This is a genomic window from Streptosporangium sp. H13245 (assembly GCF_055690525.1).
This window is the reverse complement of record NZ_JBSZKT010000005.1, coordinates 34,022-55,538: the sequence shown is the minus strand read 5'-3', so window position 1 is coordinate 55,538 and position 21,517 is coordinate 34,022. Positions and strand designations below refer to the sequence as shown.

At 71.2% G+C, this 21,517-nt stretch carries 19 protein-coding genes; 6 read left to right on the top strand and 13 right to left on the bottom strand.

Annotated features, from left to right (window positions below; all coding sequences use genetic code 11):
* Positions 1-137: 137 nt before the first annotated feature.
* Positions 138-857, top strand: a complete 720-nt coding sequence (locus ACW9TB_RS11845; RefSeq protein ID WP_472748023.1) for a hypothetical protein — start codon at positions 138-140, stop codon at positions 855-857.
* Between the two features lie 73 nt (positions 858-930).
* On the opposite strand, the gene ACW9TB_RS11840 is transcribed toward ACW9TB_RS11845, so the two are convergent.
* The 6 genes from ACW9TB_RS11840 to ACW9TB_RS11815 all read right to left on the bottom strand — a co-directional run bounded on the left by ACW9TB_RS11840 (position 931) and on the right by ACW9TB_RS11815 (position 8,292).
* The gene (locus ACW9TB_RS11840) at positions 931-2,682 is read right to left on the bottom strand and encodes a DEAD/DEAH box helicase (protein ID WP_472748022.1); all 1,752 of its coding nucleotides are present in this window, start codon (positions 2,680-2,682) and stop codon (positions 931-933) included.
* A gap of 272 nt (positions 2,683-2,954) precedes the next feature.
* Positions 2,955-3,821 (bottom strand): hypothetical protein, encoded by an 867-nt coding sequence (locus ACW9TB_RS11835; protein WP_472748021.1) that lies wholly within the window; start codon positions 3,819-3,821, stop codon positions 2,955-2,957.
* A 98-nt stretch (positions 3,822-3,919) separates the two neighbouring features.
* Positions 3,920-5,311, bottom strand: a complete 1,392-nt coding sequence (locus tag ACW9TB_RS11830) for an MFS transporter (protein WP_472748020.1) — start codon at positions 5,309-5,311, stop codon at positions 3,920-3,922.
* Positions 5,308-5,997 carry a zinc metalloprotease gene (locus ACW9TB_RS11825; protein ID WP_472748019.1) on the bottom strand — a complete coding sequence of 230 codons (690 nt, stop codon included), beginning with the start codon at positions 5,995-5,997 and terminating at the stop codon, positions 5,308-5,310. The genes ACW9TB_RS11830 and ACW9TB_RS11825 overlap by 4 nt, the downstream gene beginning before the upstream one ends.
* A gap of 327 nt (positions 5,998-6,324) precedes the next feature.
* Positions 6,325-6,576 (bottom strand): DUF3039 domain-containing protein, encoded by a 252-nt coding sequence (locus ACW9TB_RS11820; RefSeq protein WP_329091055.1) that lies wholly within the window; start codon positions 6,574-6,576, stop codon positions 6,325-6,327.
* A 129-nt stretch (positions 6,577-6,705) separates the two neighbouring features.
* A complete protein-coding gene (locus ACW9TB_RS11815) occupies positions 6,706-8,292 on the bottom strand; it encodes a DHA2 family efflux MFS transporter permease subunit (protein WP_472748018.1) in 1,587 nt (528 codons plus the stop codon).
* 154 nt (positions 8,293-8,446) lie between these two features.
* Between ACW9TB_RS11815 and ACW9TB_RS11810 the strand changes: the two genes are divergently transcribed.
* Positions 8,447-9,076 carry a TetR family transcriptional regulator gene (locus tag ACW9TB_RS11810; protein WP_472748234.1) on the top strand — a complete coding sequence of 210 codons (630 nt, stop codon included), beginning with the start codon at positions 8,447-8,449 and terminating at the stop codon, positions 9,074-9,076.
* 27 nt (positions 9,077-9,103) lie between these two features.
* Here ACW9TB_RS11810 and ACW9TB_RS11805 read toward each other — a convergent pair whose 3' ends face one another.
* The 5 genes from ACW9TB_RS11805 to ACW9TB_RS11785 all read right to left on the bottom strand — a co-directional run bounded on the left by ACW9TB_RS11805 (position 9,104) and on the right by ACW9TB_RS11785 (position 14,756).
* Positions 9,104-9,682, bottom strand: a complete 579-nt coding sequence (locus ACW9TB_RS11805; protein ID WP_329091052.1) for a YqgE/AlgH family protein — start codon at positions 9,680-9,682, stop codon at positions 9,104-9,106.
* 163 nt (positions 9,683-9,845) lie between these two features.
* Complete coding sequence (locus tag ACW9TB_RS11800) at positions 9,846-11,258, bottom strand: NAD-dependent malic enzyme (protein WP_472748233.1); 1,413 nt, start codon at positions 11,256-11,258, stop codon at positions 9,846-9,848.
* Between the two features lie 175 nt (positions 11,259-11,433).
* The gene (locus ACW9TB_RS11795) at positions 11,434-12,375 is read right to left on the bottom strand and encodes a tetratricopeptide repeat protein (RefSeq protein WP_472748017.1); all 942 of its coding nucleotides are present in this window, start codon (positions 12,373-12,375) and stop codon (positions 11,434-11,436) included.
* A gap of 46 nt (positions 12,376-12,421) precedes the next feature.
* Complete coding sequence (locus tag ACW9TB_RS11790) at positions 12,422-14,089, bottom strand: acyl-CoA mutase large subunit family protein (protein ID WP_472748016.1); 1,668 nt, start codon at positions 14,087-14,089, stop codon at positions 12,422-12,424.
* A gap of 133 nt (positions 14,090-14,222) precedes the next feature.
* Entirely contained in the window at positions 14,223-14,756 is a 534-nt protein-coding gene (locus tag ACW9TB_RS11785; protein ID WP_472748015.1) for a MarR family winged helix-turn-helix transcriptional regulator, read from the bottom strand.
* 342 nt (positions 14,757-15,098) lie between these two features.
* Between ACW9TB_RS11785 and ACW9TB_RS11780 the strand changes: the two genes are divergently transcribed.
* Positions 15,099-16,475 carry a hypothetical protein gene (locus ACW9TB_RS11780; RefSeq protein WP_472748014.1) on the top strand — a complete coding sequence of 459 codons (1,377 nt, stop codon included), beginning with the start codon at positions 15,099-15,101 and terminating at the stop codon, positions 16,473-16,475.
* Positions 16,476-16,530: 55 nt separating this feature from the next.
* A complete protein-coding gene (locus ACW9TB_RS11775; RefSeq protein WP_472748013.1) occupies positions 16,531-17,208 on the top strand; it encodes a DUF4230 domain-containing protein in 678 nt (225 codons plus the stop codon).
* Between the two features lie 60 nt (positions 17,209-17,268).
* Here the strand turns inward: ACW9TB_RS11775 and meaB are convergent, their stop codons facing one another.
* Entirely contained in the window at positions 17,269-18,213 is a 945-nt protein-coding gene (gene meaB, locus ACW9TB_RS11770; RefSeq protein ID WP_472748012.1) for a methylmalonyl Co-A mutase-associated GTPase MeaB, read from the bottom strand.
* On the bottom strand, positions 18,210-19,397 hold the full coding sequence (locus tag ACW9TB_RS11765) for an acetyl-CoA C-acetyltransferase (RefSeq protein ID WP_472748011.1): 1,188 nt from the start codon (positions 19,395-19,397) through the stop codon (positions 18,210-18,212). Before ACW9TB_RS11765 ends, meaB begins: the two co-directional genes overlap by 4 nt.
* 84 nt (positions 19,398-19,481) lie before the next feature.
* Between ACW9TB_RS11765 and mce the strand changes: the two genes are divergently transcribed.
* Complete coding sequence (gene mce, locus ACW9TB_RS11760; protein ID WP_472748010.1) at positions 19,482-19,943, top strand: methylmalonyl-CoA epimerase; 462 nt, start codon at positions 19,482-19,484, stop codon at positions 19,941-19,943.
* A 157-nt stretch (positions 19,944-20,100) separates the two neighbouring features.
* Positions 20,101-21,384 (top strand): DivIVA domain-containing protein, encoded by a 1,284-nt coding sequence (locus ACW9TB_RS11755; protein WP_472748009.1) that lies wholly within the window; start codon positions 20,101-20,103, stop codon positions 21,382-21,384.
* Positions 21,385-21,517: the final 133 nt, after the last annotated feature.

Below are 21,517 nucleotides of genomic sequence, written 5' to 3'. Positions count from 1 at the left end.
AACAGGCTACCAAGAATGGTGACTCTAGGAATACGAACGATCACCGAGCGGGCATGAGCGGGTAAACAGAACCATCGCCGGTTGCGACAGGAGTATCACGGGGAGTTGATATCTCTTACTACCGGTGGTGACCTCATATGTTCGTGCTCGGCGTCTCCTGGCTGATCCTGACCCCGCTGTGCCTGTGGAACCTGTTTCGCGGAGGGACGCTGGTACGGCTGACGAGCGTGCTGTCCCTGGTCGCGCTGGAGGCGGCCACGGTCTGGGCCACCACCGTCGTCCAGGCTCCCGCGCCGACTCCGATCGCCGCGCCCCTGTCCCCGGCGGCCCGGACCGAGCCGCAGACCGAGCCCTGGATCGGACCCCGGCCTCAGGCGCCGACGCCGCCCCCGGAGGCGGCCCAGCAGGGCGCGCGGGACACCCGGGGAGCACAGGCCGGGCAGGGGGAGCGGCTCATCTGGAACGAGCCTGGCGAGCGGAACGCCTCCTGCCGGGGGCGGATGCCCGCTCCCGAGCGGGTACGGCTGGCTCACCGCCGGGGCGCGCCTCGGGGCGTGACGCTCTTCTGGAAGGCCAGGGCGGACGAGTGCGACACCGCGACCGTGGTCCTGCACCACAGGAACCGCACGATCAAGGTCTGGATGCGCGACGACAGGGCGGAGAGGCGTTCCTCCGGCGCCACCACGTGGCCCGTGAGCGTCGCCGGTGGCGTGGCCTCTCTGGAGGTGCCGCTCACGATGCCGGTGCGCGACACGGGGGCGTCCGGGGCGTTCAGGGCGATCGACGGGCGGACCGGCAGGCCGATCGCCCTCATCCGGCCGGGTCGTGTGCCGGAGGAGCCGTCCGCGGTCCGGTGATCCGGCCGGGCGAGACCCTCCGGGCCACCGGGTCGGGCGGGAGACCGCCTGACCCGGTGACCCGGTGAACGGATCAGTGGGAGCGCTGGGTGGCCCAGTGGCGGATCTTGCCGATCCGCTCCTGGATCTGCTCGGCGGAGGCCTGCGCGATGGCGGGCCCGCCACAGGCCCTGCGGAGCTCGGCGTGGATGACGCCGTGGGGCTGGCCGGTGCGGTGGTTCCAGGCGCCGACGAGGCCGTTGAGCTCCTTGCGGAGGTTGGCGATCAGCTCGTGCGGGGCGAGCTGCGGCTCCTTGGGCTCGGGCTTGTTCCGCTTGGCCTTCAGCTGGTCGGACTGGCGCTTGCTCAGCAGGGTGCGGACCTGGTCGGGCTCCAGAAGGCCCGGCAGCCCGAGGAAGTCCTCCTCCTCGGGAGAGCCGGTCTCCGCGGCGCTGCCGAACTCGCCGCCGTCGAAGAGGACCCGGTCGAAGGTGGCGACCGCCTCCAGGGTCTCGAACGGCAGCTCGTCGCCCACGACGTCGGGGTTGTCCTTCTTGCGTTGGGCGTCCTCCAGGAGGAAGTCGTCCAGCCCCTCCTCGGGGGGCTTGCGGTCGAGCACGTGGTCGCGCTCGGCCTCCATCTCCCCCGCCAGGCCCATCAGGGTCGGCACCGAGGGCACGAAGACGGACGCGGTCTCGCCCCGCTTGCGGGCGCGGACGAAGCGGCCGACGGCCTGGGCGAAGAACAGCGGGGTCGAGATGCTCGTCGCGTAGACGCCGACGGCCAGGCGCGGGATGTCGACCCCTTCGGAGACCATCCGGACCGCGACCAGCCAGCGCTGCTCGGAGGCGGAGAACTCCTTGATCTTCTTGGACGCCGTGGGGTCGTCGGAGAGCACCACCGTGGCGCCTTCCCCGGTGATGGTCCGGATGTGGCGGGCGTAGGCGCGGGCGGTCTCGTGGTCGGTCGCGATGACCAGGGCACCGGCGTCGGGAACGCCCCTGCGCACCTCGGTCAGGCGCCGGTCGGCCGCCCGGAGGACCTGGCGGATCCACTCGCCCTTCGGGTCGAGCGCGGCCCGCCACGCCTGGCCGAGCTGGTCCTTGGTGAGCGGAGTGCCGAGGGTCGCGGCGATCTCGTCGCCCGCGCGGGTACGCCAGCGCATCTCACCGGCGTAGGCGAGGAAGATGACCGGCCGGACGACGCCGTCGGCGAGGGCGGGGCCGTACCCGTAGGAGTAGTCGGAGAGGCTGCGCCGGATCCCGTCGCCGTCCTCGGCGTAGGTGACGAAGGGGATCGGGTTGACGTCGGACCTGAAGGGGGTCCCGGTCAGGGCGAGGCGCCTGGCGGCCGGTTCGAACGCCTCCCGTACGCCGTCACCCCAGGATTTCGCGTCGCCCGCGTGGTGGATCTCGTCGAAGATCACGAGCGTCTTGCGTGCCTCGGTGCGGGCGCGGTGCAGCGCCGGGTGCATGGACACCTGGGCGTAGGTGATGGCCACCCCGATGTAGTCGCGGGAGGTCGCGCCCTGGCTGTTCTTGAACTCGGGGTCGATCGCGATGCCGACCTTGCTCGCGGCGTCCGCCCACTGCTGCTTGAGGTGCTCCGTCGGTGTGACGATCGTCACAGCCCGGATGATCCCTCGGGACAGGAGGTCGCTGGCGATGCGGAGCGCGAAGGTCGTCTTGCCCGCACCCGGCGTGGCGACCGCGAGAAAGTCGCGCGGCTCACGACTGGAGTACAGGTCAAAGGCCTCCTGCTGCCACGCGCGAAGCTTCGGCGCGGTGCCCCAGGCGGCACGGTCCGGATATGAGGGCGAGAGGTGGGATGCGGCGAAAGTGCTCACAGTGTCCCCAGGGTAATCTGCGCCGCCGACAAGACGTGCCGATCGGCCGAGATCCTCGCCAAGCTCATCTCCCCGTGCTAGGAGTCCGCGACACGGAAAACACCGCACCGCCCAACCGAAGCCGCCCGCTCACGGAGCCGCCGCTCACGAATCACGAAGCCGGAGTCGCCCGCTCACGGAGTCGCCGCTCGCAGAACCACCGCTCACGGAACCGGAACCACCGGCGTACGGTGACAAAGCTGCCAATGCGCCCAAAGCCACATGACGCCCGTTCAGCGCAGGCCCGCGATCACCGTGTCGATCTCGGCCCTCGACACGGGATCGTCCGGCTGGGTCATCCCGACCACGACCACCGGGCGCCCTCCGGCCCCCGTGAGGAAGACCACCCGCAGGTACGCAGGCCGGTTCACCACGTCCAGATACTCCGCGCGCAGGGAACGGGTGTGCCCGGTGCGCGCGCCCACCGCGATCTGCGTGTCGTCCACGACCTTCACCTCGTCACCGTGGAGCAGGAGCCGCGCGTACAGGTCGCTGAGCTCGGCGGTGGTGGCGCGCACGTCGGTCGCGGGCTCCGCGGGCATGACCATCACGGTCGTGTTGACGCCGTCGCCCGCGGCCGAGGTGAACGCCGTGACCGGCGGCACCGTACCCGTGAACCAGCGCTCGGGCAGCGGGTAGCTGACACCCGCGACCGGATCGGTCACCCTCCCCGGCGCCGGGGAGGGCACCGCCCGCAGCGCCAGCACGAACACCGCGGCGATGACGCCGCCCCCCGCGGCCAGGGTGAGCAGCACGAGCAGCACGCGGCGCAGGCGTCCCGGACGGCGCTCGGGAGGGGCGATGGGCGTGCCGTACCAGCGGGCGGAGGGCGGGAGGTCGTCACCGGGCTCGGGGATGCGCGGCGGCCAGGTCAGGTGGGAGCGGGCGTCGGACGGCCCGTCCTCCGGCGGCGGCCAGGGGTGGTACTCGTCGTCCTCGGGAGCCGGCCAGGGGCGGCGCTCGTCGTCGAGGTCGGGGTCGACGGGCGGCCACACCTCGTCCCTGGCCGCCCGCGCGGCCCTGCGGGCCCGCCGGGACCGGCGCCCCCCGCCACGGCCGGGCTCGTCGGGCGGATCCGACCGGCGAGGTCGTTCGTGCACGGGACCTCCTCCCGGCGGTGACGGTCCTACCGTCCTACCACGCATCTCGCGGCCTTATCCGGCTATGGGTGATCGCTGTTACAGGAGTGACCAATGAGTCATGGGATGTCCCTCATACGCTGGGCCACGACGATCCCGAAGAGTCCGATGGAGGCCATCAGGGCGACGATCGTGGTGTAGCCGGTGGCGATGTCGTCGTGGCCGATCAGGTTGACCAGGACCCCGCCGAAGCCGATGGTGATCGCGCTGCCCAGGGTGTCGACGACCTGGAGCGCGGCGGAGTTGGCCCCCTGCTCGGCGTCGGGCGACTGGCGCATCGCGGTGACGTTGACACTGGTCATGCTGATGCCCATGCCGAACCCGGCGACGACCCAGGCGGGCACGGTGACCCAGCCGCTGACCCCGGGCACGAGCGCGAGCAGGGTCATCAGGACGCCCGCGGTGATCGCCGCGGCGCCGATCCGCACCAGCAGCGGCCTGTCGTACGAGCGGCGGGTCTGCAGGTAGGAGCCGGTGGTCCAGCCCAGGGCGCCGAGGGTGAGCGCGACCCCCGCCTCGGCGACGGAGAAGCCGTGCACCTCGGTGAGGAGCAGCGGGATGAAGGCGTTCACCCCGAAGAACGCCGAGGCGAGCACCCCGCGCATCATGATCGTGGTGGGCAGGCCCCTGCCGAACCTGAGGGCCCGGGGAGGCAGCAGCCTCGGCAGGCCCGCGGCGAGGACGGCCAGCCCCGCGACGGTGGCGATCCCACCCCGCACCGGGGCGTCGTGGAGGTGGCCCACGCCGTACAGCAGGACCCCGCCGCCGCACGCCGTGGCGGTGGCGGCCAGGGTCATCGCCAGCGGCCTGGAGCGGGGCCCTGTGGAGGGTGTGGGCGCCGGGGTGTCACCACCGGCGCGCAGCGCGGGCAGGAGCATCACCAGGGCGGGGACGACCAGCGGCACGATGCCGTAGAAGACCCACCTCCATCCCATGGCCTCGGCGATGAGGCCGGTGAGGCCGGGCCCGATCAGGGCGGGGAGCACCCAGGCCGCCGACAGCGCGGCGAACACCCGGGGCCTCGCCTCCGGGACGTAGACCCGCGCGATCATCACGTAGATCGCCACGATGACGGCGCCGCCGCCGAGGCCCTGCACGACCCGCGCGACGATGAACAGTTCCTTGGACCCGGCGGCCCCTGCCATCGCCATACCGGCCGCGAACAGCCCCACGCCGAGCAGGAACGGCCAGGCGTGTCCCCGCCGGTCGGACCAGAGCCCGGCGACGACGTTGGCGAGCAGGCAGGAGATGAGGAAGGCCGAGAAGCTCACCCCGTACAGGTCGAGGGCGTCGAGGTCCTCGGAGACGGCGGGCATGACCGTGCCCACGGACATGCCCTCGAAGGCGATCAGCGTGACGACGAGCAGGATGCCGAGGGAGGCGGCCCGGTACTCGGGACCGAAGATCCGGGGAGATTCGTATGGAGCGTCGACTGTCTTCGGTGCTGTCACCCGTCAAGGGTAGTGTTCGCCCCCCGGCCTCGGTAGACGGCCCACATCTCCTGCATCCTGACGGCCTGACCGGCGGTGAACCCGGACATGCAGCGGTCGTCGGAGTAGTCCATGAAGTTGTGGACCGGGTCGGGCCCGCCGCCCTTGCAGGTGTCCTTGACCGGCGGGCACCCCTCGGTGGGCTGTCCCTCGGACTCGGTGTCGGCCACGCCGTCGCCCAGCGGCTCGCACCCCTTCTCGAAGGTGTGCAGCAGTCCGAGCCAGTGCCCGATCTCGTGGACTCCGGTGTATCCCCGGTCGAAGCTGCGCATCGCCCCGCCGGGCAGGCTCCGCCAGTCGACGACCACACCGTCGAGGACGGGCTCCTTGACGTACCCCTGGGGGTAGGTGGAGTAGCCGAGCACCAGCTCGCCGAGCTGGGCGAGATAGAGGTTGAGGGTCTCGGGACCGCCCCTGCGCATCCGCTTGATCATCCGCTCGTGGGTGACGGGCTCACGGAACCAGGCCGCGTTGACCGTACGGGTGACGCCGTCCAGCCTGAACCGGATCCCGGTGTCCGCGCCGCCGAGCCGCCCGGAGTAGGCGGCGTTGAGCGTGACGATCTGGGCGCGTACCGCGGTGTCGGGCGCGCCGAGGCGGCCGTCGGTGATGACGTGCACCCAGGTGGGCACGGTGATGGGAAGCACGGGCCGGAGGGGGTCGGGCCCACGCCGCCCGCCTGCGGGCGCGGGGGACGACGCGGACGCGTGTCCCGGCACCGCGGAGCGGGCGGCCCGGAGGGGGAGGGCGCATTCCGGCGGCCCGGACGCGGCGCCCCCGCCTAAGACAACCCGAAGTACCGGAACGGCCGGAGCGGGAGGAGAGGCGCCCACCGTGAACAGGCATGCGGAAACAACGGCGATCGCACGCCGAAACATGGACTCCCCCGACAGATCCCAGGCACTGGTCGTTCGCCGCCCCCCGGCGGCACCCCGACCGTAACCTCATCTGTGGCGATCACCCATGAGCAACACTCACTCGTTGTTGCTGTCTTCGCCCTTCGGCAGGCCCGAGTAGATCTCCTTGCACTCCGGGCAGACCGGGAACTTCTGGGGGTCGCGGTTCGGCACCCAGACCTTCCCGCAGAGCGCGCGGACCGGGGTCCCGCTCAGCGCGCTCTCCATGATCTTGTTCTTCTCGACGTAGTGGGCGAAGCGCTCGTGGTCGCCGTCGCCGTGCGACAGGTCCGGGCGGACGTCGCTCTCAGGGAGAATCTTCGTACTCACCCTGGCGATTTTATGCCCGTACCACCGCGCCCGGGGCATCGGCGGCCGGTGGGTCGCGGAACACGACCCACCGGCGCGGGCACGACGGGGCCCGATCGGCCCGCCGGACGCCGAAGCCGTGAAGGGGCGTCAGCCCATGTGGACCGGGGCGCCCTCGGTCTTGCGGCCCGCCCGGACGAACAGGGCGAGCAGCGCCGCGAGGACGGCCACCCCGGTGCTGATCGTGAATCCGAGCTGCATGCCCTCCAGGAAGGACGTGTGCACGACTCCGGCGATGGCCTGCGCGACCGGCTCGGGCGTGCCGGGGGCGGAGACGGCCTGGGCGTAGGAGGCGGCCTGGTTGACCCCCGCCATCTGCTCAGGCGGGAGCGGCGGGAGCTTGGCCGCCGTCCAGTGTCCGGGGAGCACGTCGGCCACCCTGGCCGCGACGATCGCGCCGAGCACGGCGGTGCCCATCGAGCCGCCGACCTGCATCGCCGACTGCTGTACGCCGCCCGCGACGCCGCTGAGCTCCTCGGGGGCGTTGCCCACGATGATCTCGGTGGCGCCGACCATCACCGGGGACAGGCCGAAGGCGAGCAGCGCGAACGGGATCGCGCTGTCGACGTACTCAGACTCCAGGCCCAGGCGGGAGAGCAGGAACATGGACACGGCCGTGATCAGCATGCCCGCCGAGATCGTGATCTTCGGGCCGAACCTCCCGATCGCGAGGCCCGCCAGCGGCGAGGCGACGATCATTCCCGCGCTCATCGGGAGCATCCGCAGGCCCGATTCGAGCGGCGACAGGCCGTGCACGCCCTGGAAGTAGAAGGTGAGGAAGAACATCGCGCCGAACATCGAGAACGCCATCAGCACCATCAGCACGGTGCCGATCGCGACCGATGCGTTGCCGAACAGGCTGAGCGGGATCAGCGGCTCGGCGGCCCTGGTCTGCCAGTAGACGAACGCGGCGCCGATCACCACGGCGCCCGCGAGGAAGCCGAGCGTCCTGGCGTCGCCCCAGCCGTACTCGGGGGCCTTGATGATCGCCCAGACCATGCAGAACATCGCGCCGGAGAGCAGGAGCACGCCGAGCCAGTCGATCCTGGACAGGGAGGCGGCCTTGCTCTCCTTGATCACCAGGAGCCCGACGATCAGGGCGACGATGCCGACCGGCACGTTGACGAAGAAGACCGACTGCCAGCTGACGTGTTCCACCAGGAGGCCGCCGACGATGGGGCCCGCGGCGCTGGACAGGCCGATCGTCGCGCCCCAGACGCCGATCGCCATGTTCAGCTTCTCGGCCGGGAAGGCGGCGCGGAGCAGGGCGAGGGCCGCGGGCTGCAGCAGGGCGCCGAAGAGCCCCTGCAGGACGCGGAAGGCGATCAGCCAGGTGATGGAGTCGGACAGCCCGATGGCCAGGGAGGTGAGCGCGAAGCCCGCGATGCCGATCACGAAGAGCCGCTTGTGCCCGAACAGGTCGCCGAGCTTGCCCGCCGTGATCAGGAACACGGCGAGCGCGAGCAGGTAGCCGCTGGTCACCCACTGCAGGTCGGAGAGGGAGGCGTTGAGCGCCCTGCCGATCACCGGGTTGGCGATGGAGACGACGGTGCCGTCGAGCATCACCATCATCACGCCGAGCGACACCGCCAGCAGCGTGAGCCACGGGTGCCCCTGCCTGGACGGTCTGCCCGGATCCGGTGGCGGCGCCGTCGCCACCGTCTTGGCCTGTGCCATGGAAGGGTCCCCCTCGTGCTCTTTCGTCCGCCCCCGCTTGGGGCGTCAACCCCCGGTAATTTATGACAGTCACTGACAAGTGACAAATCCTTTGAAGATTCAGCCGGTGACTTATGGCAGACTGTGAATTCTACGTTTCGAAGGGGTGACGAGTATGGGTCGGCCCGGCCTACGGGAGCGCAAGAAGCAGAGGACGCGGCTGGCCCTCATCGACGCCGCCCTCGACCTGTTCCAGGAGCAGGGGTACGAGGCGACGACCGTCGACCAGATCGCCGCGACCGTCGACGTCTCGCCCCGCACGTTCTTCCGCTACTTCGCCACCAAGGAGGACGTCGCCCTCTCCCTGCTCGACGACGGGCAGGAGGTCATGTTCGCCGAGCTGGCCGCCCGGCCCGCCGACGAGCCGCCCTTCACCGCGCTCTCGCACGCCGTGCGCGCGATGGTCACCGTGCTGGAGGAGGGGGACCACGACGACACCGCCCGGTTCCTCAGGGCCCAGGAGGTGATCGACGCCACCCCGGCGCTCTTCGGCGGAAGCGTGCGCCGTCTGATGGAGAACGAGCGGCGGCTGATCGTCGAGCTCGCCCGGCGCGAGGGCGCCGGCCCCGACGACCTCCTGCCCCACTTCGTGGTGGCACTCTTCACCACCGTCACCCGGATCGGCTTCGAGTTCTGTGAGGCCACCGGCCTCGGCGGCGTCAGCGCCCTGTCCACCCGGCTGGAGTCGGCCCTCGCCCTGGCCGAACGCTCCCTGCGTCCCGGCTGGGACCGGCCTGTCACCTGATCCGTGACTGTCCAGAGGCCCGTCCGGCTAGTTCATCGACGGGTCGTCGGGACAGGTGGCCACGTAGGCGAGCTCGCCCCGCTGGCGGCGAAGGACCGCCCGCCACAGCGACTCGGGCTCGTGGTGGAAGGTGTCGCCGGGCTCGGAGTCCACGACGTACCAGGCGCCCTCGCCGATCTCGCTCTCCAGCTGGCCCGCCGACCACCCCGCGTACCCGGCGAAGATGCGCATCTGGGCGATCTCCCCGGCGAGGATCTCCGGCGGCGCGTCGAGGTCGACGGTGCCGAGCCTGGAGACGGCCGCGGTGCCCGCGTGCAGCCGCCGCCAGCCGAGCGGTTCCTGCCCGCTCGGGACGGCGGCCAGCGCCAGGGCGCTGTCCGTCTGGACGGGGCCGCCCTGGAACAGCACGGACGGGCCGGTGACCATGGTGTCCCAGGTGGGAAGCACCTGGGTCACCGAGATGTCGCTCGGTCTGTTGAGCACCACACCCAGGGTGCCGCCGTCGAGGTCGTGTTCCAGCACCAGGACCACGCTGCGCCGGAAGTTGGGATCTTCCAGTTGCGGGGTCGCCACCAGAAGCCCACCGACGTAGATCGCCTCCGCCATACCTCCATCATGAGGGGTGAACCCCCTTTCGCGCTGCTCCACCCGCTGTTCCGATGGTCCGGACCCGCTCAGTGTCACGTGACGCGCATGTGAGGGCACTCCCCGGAACGGAAAGGGCTTCCGGGGGAGACGAAAACCTCGGAGAACCTTCGGAAAGCCGCCGTCACGCCTCCGTCATGCCCGTACGGGCCCGGCCACCGGCCGACTCGCGCACGGCCGCCGCGACGGCGCCCGACACGTCCGGGTGGAACACGCTGGGCACGATGTAGTTGGGGCCGAGCTCCTCGGTGGTCACCACGGCGGCCAGCGCCCTGGCCGCGGCGAGCAGCATCTCCTGGCTGACCACGGTGGCCTGGGCGTCGAGCAGGCCGCGGAAGACGCCGGGGAAGGCGAGCACGTTGTTGATCTGGTTCGGGTAGTCGGAGCGGCCGGTGGCGACCACGGCGGCGTGCTCGCGGGCGTCGTCGGGCGAGACCTCGGGCTCGGGGTTGGCGAGCGCGAAGACCACGGCGTCCTTGGCCATCGTGGCGATGTCGTCGCCGTTGAGGATGCCGGGCGCGGACACGCCGATGAACACGTCGGCGCCCTTGACCGCGCCGCGCAGGTCACCGGAGTAGCCCTCGGCGTTGGTGTGGTCGGCGATCCACTGGAGCGAGTCGTCCAGGTCCTGGCGGCCACGGTGCACGGCGCCCAGGTAGTCGCAGACGACCAGGTTGCGGGCGCCCGCCGCGAGCAGCAGGCGCAGCACCGCCGTACCGGCCGCGCCCGCGCCCGCCAGGGCGATGCGGACCTCGCCCAGGTCCTTGCCGACCACGCGCAGCGCGTTGGTGAGCGCGGCCAGCACGCAGATCGCGGTGCCGTGCTGGTCGTCGTGGAAGACCGGGATGTCCAGCAGGTCGCGCAGCCGCCGCTCCACCTCGAAGCAGCGCGGCGCCGAGATGTCCTCGAGGTTGATGCCGCCGAAGCCGGGGGCGATGATCTGCACCGTCCGCACGATCTCGTCGACGTCCTGGGTGTCCAGGCAGATCGGCCAGGCGTCGATGTCGGCGAACCGCTTGAACAGCGCGGCCTTGCCCTCCATGACGGGGAGCGCGGCGGCCGGGCCGATGTTGCCCAGGCCGAGCACCGCCGAGCCGTCGGTGACGACGGCGACGGTGTTGCGCTTGATGGTGAGGCGGCGGGCGTCCTCGGGGTTGCGCGCGATGGCCATGGAGACCCGGGCGACGCCGGGCGTGTAGGCCATGGAGAGCTCGTCGCGGTTGCGCAGCGGCACCTTCGACCGCATCTCGATCTTGCCGCCGAGATGCATGAGGAAGGTCCGGTCGGAAACCTTGTGGATGACGACGCCCTCGACGCCCTCCAGCTTGTCGACGATCGCCTGCGCGTGATCGGTGTCACGCGCGGCACAGGTGACGTCGATGCGCAGCGTTTCGTGTCCGGCGGTGGTCACGTCGAGCGCGGTGACCACACCTCCGGCGGACTCTACGGCATGGGTGAGCTGGCTGACGGCATTGCCGCCGGCGGGCACCTCCAGGCGCACGGTGATGGAGTACGACACACTCGGCACGGTGGCCACAGCCAATCCGCTCCTTTGCGACTGACTTTGGTTGGGATGGCTTCCATCGTGCCATCTCGTGACGGGTGTGCGCGCCGTACCGGCCGACCTGCGCATATAGATGCGGTTACGACATACTCCATACCACCCGGCCCCCGGCGGGAGCCGCGAGCCGGGTGCCGGAACCGCCGATCGCTCAGAACAGGGCGCTGGCCAGGTTCCTGCGGGCCCTGCCGATGGACGGGTCGTCGCCGGGGAGCGTGTCGAACAGGCCGAGCAGGTGCACCCTGGCCGTGTCGCGGTCGGCGCCCGAGGTGCGGCGCACCACGTCGACGAGCCGGTCGAAGGCCTTGTCCACCTCGCCGGAGAGCATCTCGAAGTCGGCGGCCAGGAGCTGGGCCTCGATGTCGGCGGGGTCGGCCAGGCGGCTCTGCACACCGGCCGGGTCGACGTCCTGCGTCCGGCGGATCAGGCCGAGCCCGGCCAGGCCCAGCTTGGCGTCCTGGTTGTTCGGCGAGCGGGCCAGCAGCCGCTCGTACGCGGCCACCGCGCCGTCGAGGTCACCGGCGTCGACGGCCTGCTCGGCGGCGAGGACGTCCGGGTCGACCGGGGGCTCCTGGGGCCGCTGCTCCTCGTCCGCGTTCGCGGCCTCCTCGCCGGGGGGCGGGAGGTACTGGGCCAGGGCCTCCATCAGCTGCGACAGCCAGTCGCGCAGCTGCGGCTCGGTGGCGATGCCCGGGACGACGGCCACCGGCTGCCCCTGGAAGATGGCGTACAGGGCGGGCACGTTCTGCACCCGGAGCGCCTGGGCGATCTGGGGGCTGAGCTCGACGTCGACCCTGGCCAGGACCCACCGGCCGGAGTTCTCCGCGGCCAGTTTCTCCAGCAGCTGGCTGTACTGCTTGGCCTGCTCGGCGCGGGTGACGGTGAGCTCCAGCAGCACGAGGCCGTTCATGGAGCGTTCGACGACCTCGGTCGCGAAGTTGGCGTCGTCGATGTCGATGACCGGCGCCGGGGCACCGCCGGTCTCCTGCGCGACGGTCTCCCGCCGCGCCTGTGCCTCGAGTGCCTGCTTGCGGGCGCCGAGATCGACGGCGCCGTGGAGCGATCCGGGTCGAGTGAAGTCCGCTGGGCTCATGACTCCAATCCTGCCGTATCCCGGTCGATGCCCCGACGCGTCACCGCTAGAAGCGGGCCGGTTCGGTGTAGACGCCCCACTCGTCGCGCAGCGCGTCGCAGATCTCGCCCAGCGTGGCCTCGGCCCTGGCCGCGTCGAGCATGGCCGGGATCATGTTGCCCTCACCCCTGGCGACCTGCACCATCGTGGCCAGGGCGGCGTCCACGGCCGCCTGGTCGCGGGAGGCGCGGCGCCCGGCCAGGACGCGGTTCTGCTCGCGCTCGACCTCGTGGCTGACCCGGAGGATTTCCAGCGGCTCGTCGATGGAGGCCGTGTGGCAGTTCACCCCGACGATCCTCTTCTCGCCCTTCTCCAGCTTGCGCTGGTAGTCGAAGGCCGCCTCGGCGATCTCGGACATGAACCAGCCGTCCTCGATGCCGCGCAGGATGCCCGAGGTCATCGTGCCGTCCGAGCCCATGTCCCTGATCCTCGTGAAGATCGCCTCGGCCTCGGCCTCCAGCCGGTCGGTCAGCGCCTCCACGTACCAGGACCCGCCGAGCGGGTCGGCGACGTTGACGATCTCGGTCTCCTCCATGAGCACCTGCTGGGTGCGCAGCGCGATCTCCGCCGCCTTCTCCGAGGGCAGCGCGAGGACCTCGTCCAGCGCGTTGGTGTGCAGCGAGTTGGTGCCGCCGAGCACCGCCGCGAGCGCCTCGACCGCGGTACGCACCACGTTGTTGTACGGCTGCTGCGCGGTCAGCGACACACCGGCCGTCTGGGTGTGGAAGCGCAGCCACTGGGCCTTGTCGGTCTTCGCGCCGTAGACGTCGCGCAGCCACCGCGCCCAGATCCGCCGGGCGGCCCTGAACTTGGCGATCTCCTCGAAGAAGTCGATGTGCGCGTCGAAGAAGAAGGACAGGCCCGGGGCGAAGACGTCGACGTCCAGGCCGCGCGACAGGCCCAGCTCCACGTAGCCGAACCCGTCGGCCAGCGTGAAGGCCAGCTCCTGGGCGGCCGTGGACCCGGCCTCGCGGATGTGGTAGCCGGACACGCTGAGCGGCTTGTACGCGGGGATCTCGGTGGCGCAGAACTCCATCAGGTCGCCGATCAGCCGCAGGTGCGGCTCGGGGGCGAACAGCCACTCCTTCTGCGCGATGTACTCCTTGAAGATGTCGGTCTGGAGGGTGCCGTTGAGCTTCCCGACGGGCACCCCCTGCCGCTCGGCGGCGACGACGTACATGCAGAAGATCGGGACGGCCGGGCCGCTGATCGTCATCGAGGTGGTGGTGTCGCCGAGCGGGATGCCGTCGAAGAGCAGGTCCATGTCCAGCGCGGAGTCGATCGCCACGCCGCAGTGGCCGACCTCGCCGAGCGAGCGCGGGTCGTCGGAGTCGCGGCCCATCAGGGTCGGCATGTCGAAGGCCACGCTCAGCCCGCCGCCGCCCGCGCCGAGGATCATCTTGTAGCGCTCGTTGGTCTGCCTGGCGTTGCCGAACCCGGCGAACTGCCGGATGGTCCACGCCTTGCCCCGGTAGCCGGTGGGGTGCAGGCCCCGGGTGAAGGGGTACTCGCCCGGCCAGCCGACGCGCTCCATGCGCGGATCGCCGCTCTCGGGCCCGTAGACCGGTTCCACGTCGATCCCGGAGAGGGTGCGGAACTCCGCCTCGCGCTTGCGCGCCCTGTCGAACCGCGCCTGCCAGCGCGCCCGCCCCGCCTCGACCCGCTCGGCGTCCATGGCCAACCCCCTTGTACGGCATGTGGCTTCTTATCCGGCTTGTGGCCTCACCCAGATACTAGGACGTCCTAGTAATTCTTGGCCAGGCGTGGGGGCACACAGGGGCACACAGGGGCCGGACGCGGCGCCGCCGTCAGTGGCTGAAGTCGCCCGCGGCCACGCGGAGGGTCCTGAACAGGTCGAACATCTGCTCCAGCTTCGCCTCGTCGTACATGGGCATGGCGAAGTCGGCGTCCATCAGGTCGGCGGTCGCCAGGCGGACGGTCTCGCGGCCCCGTTCGGTGATCTCGGCGAGCACGCCCCGGCCGTCGCGGGGGTTGGGCAGGCGGCGCACCAGACCGGCACGTTCCAGGCGGCTCACGGTGTTGGTCACGCTCGTGGGGTGGACCATCAGGCGCTCACCGATCTTGGAGAGCGGCAGCGCCCCCGTCTTGCTGAAGGTCAGCAGCACCAGCGCCTCGTACCGGGCGAAGGTCAAGTCATGCGGTTTGAGCAGCGTGTCCAGTTGCGACAGCAGGATCTGGTGCGCTCTCATGATCGATGTGACGGCGGCCATGGCCGAGGAGGGCCCGAAGTGAACGCGCCACGTCTCCGCGGCACGTTCGATGGGGTCAAACGGGAGATTCAGCTGACCTGTAACCACAGGGCTACGGTAGCGCGGCCTCATCCCGATTCGCCCGTATACGTAGAGTCACCGGGCTGATGGCTTCACCAAGAAGCCGGACGCCAAACGTCACGCTCCGTTATGGTTCCCACATCGAATGGTGAGGCCGTGGCCAAGTGGCCGCGATGACTCAGTCCGGCCTGCGGGGGACGCGAGCCGGACCGGTGCCGAGGGGACCGGCATCCGCACATTCACGGCACGGGGGGTGCTTGATGAACGACAACTTGACGGCGTTCGAACGCCGGACGGGCTTCGGCCACACCGACGCGGCGTGGGTTCACACCACGCCCACCGGTGCGTGAGCACAGGGGCGTTTCACGCGAAGAACTCCAGCAGAGCGGGTTGATGGCCGTCGCCATCCTGCTCGTGCTCGGGGTGGTCGCGGCGTGGAGCGTCCTGGTTCCCGGTGTCAGCGCGTGGGAGAACATCATCGTCGCGGTGATCGGCTCGCTCCGGCTGACCGGCCCGGTGGCGGCGGCGTTCGCCGCCTGGGTGGCGGTACGCAGGCGGCGCGGGACGCGCGGACGGGCGATGACCCCGTGGCAGGCCGTGCGGGCGCCCCTGGCGATCCTGGTGGTGACGGGAGGCGCGTTCACCGCCACCGTCCTGGTCCTCGCGGTCAGAACCATGATCACGGAGCAGGCCGGGCGGCTGCTGCCCAGCGGCCTGGTGATGGGCGCGGCCGGGCTGGCGCTGTACGTCGTCATCGGCTGGGTGACCGGCTGGCTGATGCCGTGGACGATCACACCGGTCCTGGCCGGGCTCGGCTGCTACAGCCTGTTCACCTGGCTGTCGCAGGGACCGGCCTGGGGCGACCGGCTCGCCCCGGCCACCCGGGAGCCGTACGACCCGTTCCAGGGGCTGAACGCGGCGGCGTTCACCGACCAGACGCTCTGGCTGGTGGGGATCAGCGCGGCGCTGCTGCTCGGCTGGGCCGCGGTCGTGACGCGCCAGGCCCTGGTGCTCGCCGCGGCGCTGATCGCGGTGCTCGCCGCGGGGACCGGCATGGCCAGGCTGTTCACCGAGCAGCAGCCGGTCTCGGCCCAGCAGGTCGTCTACAGCTGCCAGGAATGGCCGATCATGGTCTGCGTGCACCCCGGGATGCGCGCCGGCCTGCCCGAGCTGGGCTCGGAGTTCATCAAGATCGCGTCCCGGCTGGCGGGGACGCCCGGGGAGTTCTCCCGGGTGGAGCAGCACCCCCGGCGCGACACCGCCCCCGTCGCGGCGGGCGTGATCGCGATCCACGTCGACGATCTGGCGGCCGGGTTCGCCGAGAAGGCGGCCGACGAGTTCGTCGACGGCCTGGCCGCCCGGTGCGACACCAGCCCCGCGTCGGGGTACCGCGACATCGTGGCCGCCTGGCTGCGCGGCGAGCCGCTTCCCGGCGGCCCGCTCCCCGAGCACCGCTACGCCGCGGCGTGGTTCTCCGGGCTCACGGACGTCCAGCGGCGCGACTGGCTGCGGCTCTACTACACCGACTTCACCGGCTGCCGGCTACAAAGCACTCACTTCGGGGGACAGGCCGGGCAGACCTCTCAGACAGGGCAGAGCGGGCAGGGCGCGGGGGGCACCTCGACCGGCCCCGAGCCCTCGCCCGGCACCGTCGACCAGGCACCCGGCCAGGCGCCCGGCGGGCCCCCGTCCCCCGGGGCGATCGTCCCGACCGGCCCCTGGCGCGTGCCCTTCGCCGAAGGCGGCGTGCTCCCGTCGCCACGGGGATAGGAAGATCGGCATAGGCTCCGCGTGAGAAGGTCGCCGTCCGGGGAAGGAGAGCGCTGTGAAAGCCTCCCAAGAAGCTCCGCCCGCCGCACCCCCGGCGGCGCGCCGCGGGCGCGGCTGGCGTTTCCTCGCCGGGCTGCTCGTCGTCGTGGTCCTGCTCGTCGTGGGAGCCCGCCTCACCTGGTCGTGGCTGAACCCCTTCGGCGAGGAGACGGTCGACCGCAGCCAGCCCGTGCTGCTGGAGTCCATCCACAACCTCAGCCGCTTCGAGGCCGCCACCGGCAACTTCCAGGTCGTGGTGGACCTGGAGAAGGACGCGGCCTTCCTGCCCGACGCGGTCAAGGGCAGCAGGACGCTCTTCGTCGGAGCGGGCGGCGTCGACGCCTACGTCGACTTCGGCGGCATCGCCGGTAACGCGCTGACGGTCTCCCCCGACCGCACCGAGGTCACGATGAGGCTGCCCCGCGCCCAGCTGGAGAAGCCGAACATCGACAACAAGCGCTCGTACGTCTACGCCCAGCAGCGCGGCCTCTTCGACCGGGTCGAGGACCTGCTGTCCTCCTCCCCCGCCGACCAGCGGGAGCTGTACGTCCTCGCCGAGAAGAAGATCGCCGAGGCCGCCCAGGCCAGCGACCTGCGCAACCGGGCCGACCAGAACACCAAGATCATGCTTGAGGGCCTGCTGCGGGGCCTCGGCTTCGAGAAGGTCACCGTCAAGTTCGCCGACGAGACCTGAGCCCCGGCACCCGAGCCCCGGTTTTTCGGGACGAGGGTGGCCGGGGCGCGCGGACCCCGTTCAGCTCGTGGCGGCCAGGAGCTCGTCCGCCGCGGTGTAGGGGTCGAGCCCCGCGTCCAGGACGCGGGCGGCGAGGGCGTCGAGGCGCCGGTCGCCGTGCAGGTGGGCGAAGCGGGAACGCAGGGTGGTGAGGGCGATCGCCTCGATCTCGCCCCTCGCCCTGGCGTGGCGGCGCCGGACGAGCTCGCCCGACGCCTCCAGATAGGCCAGGTGGTCGCCAAGGGCGTCGACCACCTCCTCACCCCCCTCGCCCCGGTAGGCCACGGTCTGCACGATCGGCGGCCTCCACGGCCGCTCGACCAGGGCGATCATGTTGCGGAGCTCGCGGACGGTGGCCTGGGTGCCCTCGCGGTCGGCCTTGTTCACCACGAACACGTCGGCGATCTCCAGGATGCCCGCCTTGGCCGCCTGGATGCCGTCGCCCATCCCGGGGGCGAGCAGCACGACGGTGGTGTCGGCCAGCGAGGCGATGTCGACCTCCGCCTGGCCGACCCCGACGGTCTCGACGAGGATGACCTCGCACCCGGCCGCCTCCAGGACGCGCAGCGCCTGCGGCGCGGCCCACGACAGCCCTCCCAGGTGGCCCCGGCTCGCCATCGACCTGATGAACACGTCCGGGTCGGTGGCGTGGTCCTGCATCCGGACCCGGTCGCCCAGCAGCGCCCCGCCGGTGAACGGCGAGGACGGGTCGACGGCGAGCACACCGACCCTCATGTCCCGCTTGCGGAACGCGTGGACCAGCATCCCGGTCGAGGTGGACTTGCCGACGCCGGGAGAGCCGGTGAGCCCGATGATCCGGGCCCGGTACGGCCGGTCGGCGCAGAGCAGTCCGGTGATCTCCCGCAGCCTCGGGGAGCCGTTCTCGACCATGGAGATCAGCCGGGCCACGGCCCTGGGCCTGCCCTCCCTGGCCATCGCGACCAGGTCGGAGACCTCCGCGGTCATGCCGAGGGCACGCGGATGATCAGGGCGTCACCCTGGCCGCCACCGCCGCAGAGGCCCGCCGCGCCGAGGCCGCCGCCCCTGCGCCTGAGCTCGTGGGCGAGGGTGAGGACGATACGGGCGCCGGAGGCGCCGATCGGGTGGCCGACGGCGATGCCGCCGCCGTTGACGTTGACCCTGTCGAGGGGGACGCCGAGTTCCTTGGCCGACTGGAGGACGACCTGCGCGAAGGCCTCGTTGATCTCCAGCAGGTCGAGGTCGGCGGCCGAGAGGCCCTGCTTGCCGAGGGCGTGCCTGATCGCGTTGGCGGGCTGGGACTGGAGCGAGTTGTCGGGCCCGGCGACGTTGCCGTGGGCGCCGATCTCGGCCAGCCAGTCGAGGCCGAGCTCCTCGGCCCTCGCCCTGGACATCACGACGACCGCGCAGGCCCCGTCGGAGATCTGCGAGGCCGACCCGGCGGTGATCGTGCCGTCCTCGGTGAACGCGGGCCGCAGCCGCGACAGGATCTCGGCGGTGGTGTCGCCACGCACGCCCTCGTCGGCGGAGAAGACCACCGGCTCGCCCCTGCGCTGCGGGATGGCCACCGGGACGATCTCGTCGTCGAGCGTCCCGTTCTTGATCGCGGCGGCGGCGAGCTCGTGGGAGCGGGCGGAGTAGGCGTCCTGCTCCTCGCGGGTCAGGCCGAGGCGCGCGTTGTGCCGCTCGGTGGACTCGCCCATGGCCACCTGGTCGTAGGCGTCGGTGAGGCCGTCGTGGGCCATCGAGTCGACGATGCCCGCGGCGCCGTACTTGACGCCCCTGCGCAGGCCGGGCAGCAGGTGCGGAGCGTTCGACATGGACTCCATGCCGCCCGCGACCACGATGTCGAACTCCCCGGCGCGGATGAGCTGGTCGGCCAGGGCGATGGCGTCCAGGCCGGAGAGACAGACCTTGTTGATCGTCAGGGACGGCACGGTCATCGGGATGCCCGCCTTGACGGCGGCCTGGCGGGAGGGGATCTGACCGGCGCCGGCCTGGAGCACCTGCCCCATGATCACGTACTGTACGGCGTCGGGGGCGACGCCGGAACGCTCCAGCGCGGCCTTGATGGCGATGCCGCCGAGCTCTGCGGCCGACAGGCCGGACAGTGAGCCGAGCAGCCGTCCGATGGGCGTGCGAGCTCCGGCGACGATGACGGAACCAGACATTTGACGAGCCTCCCTGGCGGGGCTTGGGGGGACTTTGCCACCATACCCATGAGTACATCAGCGACCGCCATGGAGGATGTCCCTATGTTCATGCGCATCGATCATGTGGGAATCGCCTGCCACGACCTTGAGGAGAAGATCGCTTTTTTCGAGCGGACCTTCGAGCTCACGGTGGTGGCCCGCGAGGTGAACGTCGAGCAGGGAGTGAAGGAGGCCATGCTGCACATCGCCGACGGTGAAGGCGGTGGATCTTATATCCAGCTCCTCGAACCGCTCGGCCCCGACACGCCGGTCGGTAAATTTCTGGCAAAGCGCGGGGAAGGTGTTCACCATGTCGCCTTCGGTGTCCCGGACGTTGTGCAGGCCCTGGAGAAGATCGGCGGCAGGGGCGTCCGGCTGCTCGACCAGCAGCCGCGCCACGGCTCGCTGGACTCCTCGATCGCCTTTCTTCATCCCAAAGACGTCGGAGGAATGCTCACCGAACTCGTACAGGCCTCGGAAAGGCAAGCCAGGCCCACCCCGAATGCAAGAAACGCTGATACGTAACAAGTCACGCATAAAGCCGGACGAGACCGCCAACTTGGCAACGGCGGAGTACGCTGGCGTACCACCGGACGTGGATCCCGCCCCGGCTCCCGCTTCGGATGCCTGAAACCCCCGTCCGGCCCGTGTAGCCGTCTCGACAACCCAGGATCGAGCCTCCATGCAGTCCGACATCGACGCCCAGCTCAACAATTTCTTTGAAGACGCCCCCGCTCGGGAATTCGACGTGGTGCTCCGTGGCTATGACCGGCACCAGGTCCACGACCACCTGAAGCAGCTCGACGGCGAGCTCCGGCAGTCCCGGGAGCAGGTTCAGGGCCTGCAGCGGGATCTGACCGACTCCCAGCGCCAGCTCCAGGAGCAGGAGCGCCCGACCTACTCCGGGCTCGGTGCCCGGATCGAGCAGCTCCTCCGCCTGGCGGAGGAGCAGGCGACCGAGCTGGTCCAGGCCGCCAGGTCCGAGGCGAACGAGATCAAGGCGGCGTCCAAGGTCGAGGCAGCCGACCTGCGCGCCGCCGCGGAGAACGAGGCGGCCGAGAAGCGCGCCCTCGCCACCCGCGAGGTCGACGAGATGCGCACCAGCGCGGAGCGCGAGGCCGAGGAGATCCGCTCGACCGCCCGCCGCGAGGCCGACGAGCTGACCGCCACCACCGAGCGCGAGGTCTCCAAGCTGCGCGCCACCGCCGACCACGAGGTCGCCGAGAAGCGCGCCGACTCCGAGCGTGAGATCGCCAAGCTGCGCACCACCACCGAGCGCGAGGTGGCCCAGCTGCGCGCCTCGACCAAGCGTGAGCGCGACGAGGTCCTCACCACCGCCAAGCGCCAGGCCGACGAGATGCGCGCCCAGGCTCAGCGGGTGCTTGAGGAGTCCGAGGCCAAGCGGGCCCAGGACGAGGCGGAGTTCGAGATCCAGCTCGCCGCCAGGCGCGAGGAGGCCGAGCGCCAGGAGGCCGAGCGCCACGCCAACGCGCAGGCCGCGGCCCAGCAGCTGACGGCCACCGCCGAGCAGCGCGCGGCCACCGCCGAGCAGCGTGCCACCAAGGCCACGCAGCAGGCCGAGCAGACCCGCCGCGAGGCCGACACGCACGCCAAGCAGCTGCTGGCCAACGCGCGCAAGAACGCCGATCAGGTCGTGTCCGAGGCCAAGACGAGCGCCGAGTCCATCGTCTCCGAGGCGAAGGCCGAGTCCGAGCGCAGCCGCTCGGTCGCCCAGCGCCAGGTCGACGAGCTGACCCGTCAGCGCGACAGCATCACCAGCCACCTCGCGCAGCTGCGTCAGCTGCTCGGTGGCGCGCCGCTCCCGGCCGCGGAGCCGGAGCCCGCGATCGCCGCGGCACCGCCGAAGCCGGCCATCCCCGCCGCCACCAACGGCGCGGAGAAGCCGGTTCCCGCGCCCGCCAGGGCCGAGACGAAGGACGACGACGCGGAGTGGTGGCAGGAGTAGGCGGCCGCTGATCCGGGGCGTTGGCGACGGCTACGGGAGAGCCCGGCGACCTTCACGGTCGCCGGGCTCTCTTCCTGTCCCGCCGTAGCGGTCTATCGGCTTCCCGTCTCGCGTAACGGTCCACCGGCTTCCT